Origin of the sequence: Rectinema subterraneum, from assembly GCA_009768935.1 — a bacterium.
Taxonomy (GTDB): domain Bacteria; phylum Spirochaetota; class Spirochaetia; order Treponematales; family Rectinemataceae; genus Rectinema; species Rectinema subterraneum.
The window spans coordinates 1-4,760 of the sequence record WESA01000087.1 but is presented as its reverse complement, the minus strand read 5'-3'; the positions used below and the strand labels follow the sequence as shown (position 1 = coordinate 4,760).

The following is a 4,760-nucleotide window of genomic DNA, read 5'->3' as shown; positions in this document are numbered from 1 at the left end:
TTTCCGACCAAACAGCATAATTAATTCCATAGCAATAACTTGCGTTCATTTTTGGCGTTTCAACTGCGGAAGAAGGGTTATGAAAATAAATCGCCAGCCGTGCAAGCGGGCAATGCTTGCTATTCACAATCTTTTGTGCTATAAAACAATGCCCTCTTTATCCGGCAGTCTTGGCTGGATCATGCGCGCCCGTATGGGCGTAAACGTCCACAGGGAGGATTGAATGAGACAGTACGAACTCGTAACGGTCTTGAACTCCGAAGAGGATCAGTTCAAGGCCGGCAAACAGGCAGTCGCCGATCTGCTCGCACAGTTCAAGGCGATCGATGTCAAAGAAGAAGATATGGGAGACAGACCTCTCGCATATCCCGTCAAAAAGAAAATGCGTGCACATTATGTGTTGTACCGGATGAGTATCGAGCCGGCATCCATTGTTGCGCTCGAGCGCGCAATCATGCTGAGCCCTGCAATTTTGAAGCATCTGGTAGTGAAGGTCGAAGACTGAGGCTGAACCGGGAAATCGGGTAAGGAGCACATTGTGAGCGATATCAATGTAGTAGTGCTGGTTGGACGTCTTACGCGCGACAGCGAATTGAAGTATACCCCTTCGGGGTATGCTATTTGCCGTTTTTCTATCGCGGTCAATCGTTCTAAAAAGCAGGACGAGGGGTGGGTGGATGAACCGCATTATTTCGATATCGAATTCTACGGAAAAAGTGCGGAAGGATTGAGCAAGTATCTTCTCAAAGGCCGTCAGGTCGCTGTACAGGGCGAGCTGCGTCAGGATCGATGGGAAAAAGATGGCCAGCAGCGATCAAAGGTGGTCGTCGTCGCTTCTACAATTCGCCCGCTTGGATCGCCGCCTCAAGGCACAGATGCCAGCAACAGAAGATATGCTCCTGATTCCGTACCGGCCAAACCCGAACCTTCAAACGGCCAAGCATCGATTCCTCCGGGGGTCGATGAGTTCACCGACGATATTCCTTTCTGAAAAGGACTTGTCGGCATAATCATCGCAAACAACAGGAGATTTGTATGGATGAAATGAAAGATATTGAAGATGTAAAGGTCTCTCGTCCCGAAGCTGATCAGCAGGATTCGCGAAGAGATCAGGATGACCGCAATGGTCCTCGCAAAGGCAAAGGCTTTTTCAGAAAGAAAGTCTGCCGGTTCTGCACCCAGAAAGTTGTTATCGACTACAAAGATGCAGACATGCTTCGCAGATATACAACCGAGCGCGGCAAGATTCTTCCCCGCCGCATCACCGGTACCTGCTCGAAGCACCAGAGAGAGCTCGCTGTCAACATCAAGAGAGCACGGGCACTCGCTCTGCTCCCATATGTCGTAAAATAACTCGAATTTAAAGAAACTTGAGCGCCCAAGCGACTATGGAAACACAAAACAGCATGGATCCGATACTTGTTCGCGCAAACCGCAGAAAGATACCGGTATGGGTTTCTGCGGGAGTGCTGTCAGGCTTGTTCTATGCAAGCGGATTCATTGCGGTAGCATTTCTGGTGCCTGTCCAGTTTGCATTTGCAAAAGATGGCAAAAAAGAGGGTTTGCTTTCGATGCTTGCTTCACTGGCAGTGATCGGAATTGGAAATGCGATGCGTCTTTCCAGTCTTGGCTTCATGCAGTTTTCTGTTCTTGTCCAGACCTTTCTTCCACCATTGCTTTTGCTCTGTGGAATTGGCGCGCTGAATATGCTTGCAGTTGACAGCTGGAAAAAGGTCATTGCGGTGAGCGTTATTCTGGCGGGAGTTTTCGGATTTTTGCTGAAAGCCAGCATAGGCACACAAGAGGTGCAGCAGGCTATCGCGAGCATCATTCTCCAGCTTCTGGGATCTTCAGGCACGCAGCTGCCTGATGCTGCTACTATTGCGAGGGACTATGTAGCGCCTGCAGTCGAAGTCATTTTGGACTGCTATGGAGCGCTGCTTTTCCTCATGCTTGCTGCAAGCTGGTCGATTGGCAATCGCCTTGGGGAAAAGGGCACAGGCGCTGATGGAACAATGCAAAAGGGTTCTATTCGTTCGATAGTTGTTCCTCGGTGGCTGCTCTGGCCCAGCATTCTTGCCTGGGGATTACTGCTTTTGGTGCTGTATGGCCACAAACAGGGAGCCTTGGCAATTGTCGCGTGGAATGCATCGCTCGCTGCGGCATCTTGGTATGCGCTTCAAGGAATTGGTTTGATATCATATTTTTTTGAATCGAAAGGCATGCATCGCACGACCGGCTTGATGCTGGTTTTGCTGATCCTGCTCATTCTGCTCGACAGAAAAGTCGGGCTGGCAGTTGCAATTCTAATGCCGGTACTTGGTGTATCGGAGGTGTGGTTGCAATATCGAATACGAAAAGGAGCCTGAACATGAAAGTCATATTGAATCAGGACATTCCCAACCTGGGCGAAATTGGTGACATAAAGGAAGTTGCAGCAGGCTATGCTCGCAATTATCTTCTGCCCAAAAAACTGGTAATGGTATACAACGAAAAATCCGCTGCGATGCTTCAGAAGCGCCAGGCAGAAATTCTGGCCATCAAAGAGCAAAAGAGGCTCGCCTCTCGCTCCCTCAAAGAAAAACTGGAAGCAGATACGCTGGTTATCAGCATGCCGGCAGGCAGCAACGGAAAACTCTACGGCGCGGTCACCAATCATACAATCGCCGATGAGCTTTTGAAAAAAGGCATTGAAGTAGATCGCAAAAAGATAGAAGTTCCCGGTCGCTCGATCAAATCCGTTGGCAATTACAAAGTTGCAGTCAAGCTCTACGAAAAGGATGAGGCGGCACTCCGTGTTTCCATTGAAGCACAGGCTGTCGCATCGGCCGAGGAGAAAAAGGCTGGCGAAGGCGAAGCGAAAAAGCACAGACCTCGCCGCCAGCGCACAGAAACCGAACCAGCAACGGCTGAAGAACAGGCAGCCGCATTTGAAGCAGCGGTCAATCGCGGCCAGCTCAGCTGATAAAACTGCTGGAAAGCTCGGGTATTCAATAATCCCGCTCACCTTCATGTGGGCGGGATTAAATTTTTTGCTTGTGCAGTTCTTTTTCGTTTGAAATGAAGATATGATGGTGCAAGGAGCTGAATGATGGCTGGCCCGTCTCTGAAAGACAAATTGCCGCTTTACAATGCCGATGCCGAGCAGGCCTGTTTGGGAGCTTTGCTTATAGATCCGGAGAGCATGAATACCGTGCTAAGGTATCTCCGCCCGGAAAGCTTTTACGAGCCATCCAACCAGGAAACCTTTGAAGCGCTCATTTCGATGCATGAAAAAGGGCAAAAACCGGACCTCATTACTCTTTCTGAAGAATTGCGCAGCAGAGGCAGCCTTGACCGCATAGGGGGGACCGCTTATATCGCAAGCCTTGCGTCGTTTACTCCTTCGGCCGCGAATGTCGAGTATTATGCCAGAATTGTCCAGGAAATGGCTACCAGGCGGCGCCTTATCCAGCTATCCGCTGAAATGGCCGCCATGGCTCACGAAGAGACAATGGATATAGACAGGGTCCTGGACGAACTGCAAGCAAAGATTTTCGAGATTTCCCAGAACCGCAGGACTATCGACTACCATTCAGCGAAAGAGATTGTCACTGAGACAATGCTGCTCATCGAAAAGCTGAGCACAAATCCTGAAGCATTCACAGGAGTACCGACAGGAATCACCGACCTCGATGCCATGACGAGCGGCCTTCAGAATTCCGAATTCGTTGTCATAGGCGCGCGCCCTTCAGTCGGGAAAACTGCGCTCGCGCTCACCATTGCGGCTCATGCTTCCATAGACCTGAAAATACCGACTGCATTCTTTTCCCTGGAAATGTCCGAATCAGCCATTATGCTCAGGCTCATATCATCGGAAGCAAGGATACCTGCAGAACGCATCCGGACAGGCAGAATCCGAACGACCGACTATGACAGCCTTATGGAAGCTGCAGCCAGAATCTATGAAGCTCCGCTCTACATTGTCGACATGCCAAACATGAAGCTGCTCGAGCTCAGAACTATGGCACGAAGGCTTGTGCTCGAACGCGGAGTGAAAATTCTGTTTATCGATTATCTGACTCTGGTTACGCATGAAAACGCAGATCTGCCGCGCTGGGAGCAAATTTCTGCCATATCCAGATCGCTCAAGGCGCTCGCACGCGAATTGAATATCCCGGTTGTTGCCCTCTCGCAGCTCAAACGCGAAGCTGAGGGCAAACAACCGACTCTTGCTGACCTGAGAGAATCCGGCTCAATAGAACAGGATGCTGATCTTATCCTCTTTTTGCACAGAGAGAGGGAGATGAACAAGGCACACGACCAGCAGAGTGATCAGGTGGAGACAGATCTCATTATTGCCAAACAGCGCAACGGTCCTATCGGCAAGACTTCAGTCTGGTTCAAGAGCAGCTATGCGAAATTCGTGAATATGGAACGGCACGAGCACAAATAGAGGATAGTGTCACGAACCTTGCAGAAGGCAGGTAGGAGAAAACTCACGCAAGCGCATAGCGAGGCAGATACTCCGCAGACGTCTTGAGAGGGGTCGAGAATGCGCGCTTCCAGAGCTTCTGATCCAGTAGATCGAGGGAGAGCCTACTTACAAATGCCCGTTCACGGAACATCCATGCGCGCCCCGTGGCCACGAGCTCGCGAGGTATGCCTGCCGCTTCTGCATGGGTCATACGCGCCTTTCGGTTCGCTTTGATCCGGAAGGGCTTTGCGTAGTTGTGCCAGGCCATGTAGACGCAGAAGCGATTGAGCATATTGGCGACATT

Annotated in this window: 7 protein-coding genes; 6 read left to right on the top strand and 1 reads right to left on the bottom strand. The window is 50.5% G+C overall.

The genetic code is table 11. The features are described 5' to 3' along the window. The first annotated feature begins 223 nt into the window (after positions 1 to 223). The 6 genes from rpsF to dnaB all read left to right on the top strand — a co-directional run bounded on the left by rpsF (position 224) and on the right by dnaB (position 4,435). Complete coding sequence (gene rpsF / locus GAP13_RS12615; protein WP_158908646.1) at positions 224 to 505, top strand: 30S ribosomal protein S6; 282 nt, start codon at positions 224 to 226, stop codon at positions 503 to 505. A gap of 33 nt (positions 506 to 538) precedes the next feature. Continuing rightward, entirely contained in the window at positions 539 to 991 is a 453-nt protein-coding gene (locus GAP13_RS12610; RefSeq protein WP_158908645.1) for a single-stranded DNA-binding protein, read from the top strand. 53 nt (positions 992 to 1,044) lie between these two features. Continuing rightward, positions 1,045 to 1,353 (top strand): 30S ribosomal protein S18, encoded by a 309-nt coding sequence (rpsR, locus tag GAP13_RS12605; protein WP_158908647.1) that lies wholly within the window; start codon positions 1,045 to 1,047, stop codon positions 1,351 to 1,353. Between the two features lie 53 nt (positions 1,354 to 1,406). Beyond that, positions 1,407 to 2,369, top strand: a complete 963-nt coding sequence (locus GAP13_RS12600; RefSeq protein ID WP_158908644.1) for a DUF2232 domain-containing protein — start codon at positions 1,407 to 1,409, stop codon at positions 2,367 to 2,369. A 2-nt stretch (positions 2,370 to 2,371) separates the two neighbouring features. Then, entirely contained in the window at positions 2,372 to 2,965 is a 594-nt protein-coding gene (gene rplI, locus GAP13_RS12595; RefSeq protein ID WP_158908643.1) for a 50S ribosomal protein L9, read from the top strand. A 126-nt stretch (positions 2,966 to 3,091) separates the two neighbouring features. Beyond that, positions 3,092 to 4,435, top strand: coding sequence for a replicative DNA helicase (dnaB, locus tag GAP13_RS12590; protein ID WP_158908642.1), 1,344 nt, complete (start codon positions 3,092 to 3,094; stop codon positions 4,433 to 4,435). 43 nt (positions 4,436 to 4,478) lie between these two features. Here dnaB and GAP13_RS12585 read toward each other — a convergent pair. Next, positions 4,479 to 4,760 (bottom strand): hypothetical protein (locus tag GAP13_RS12585; RefSeq protein ID WP_503473380.1); only part of this gene is annotated, 282 nt, incomplete at its 5' end.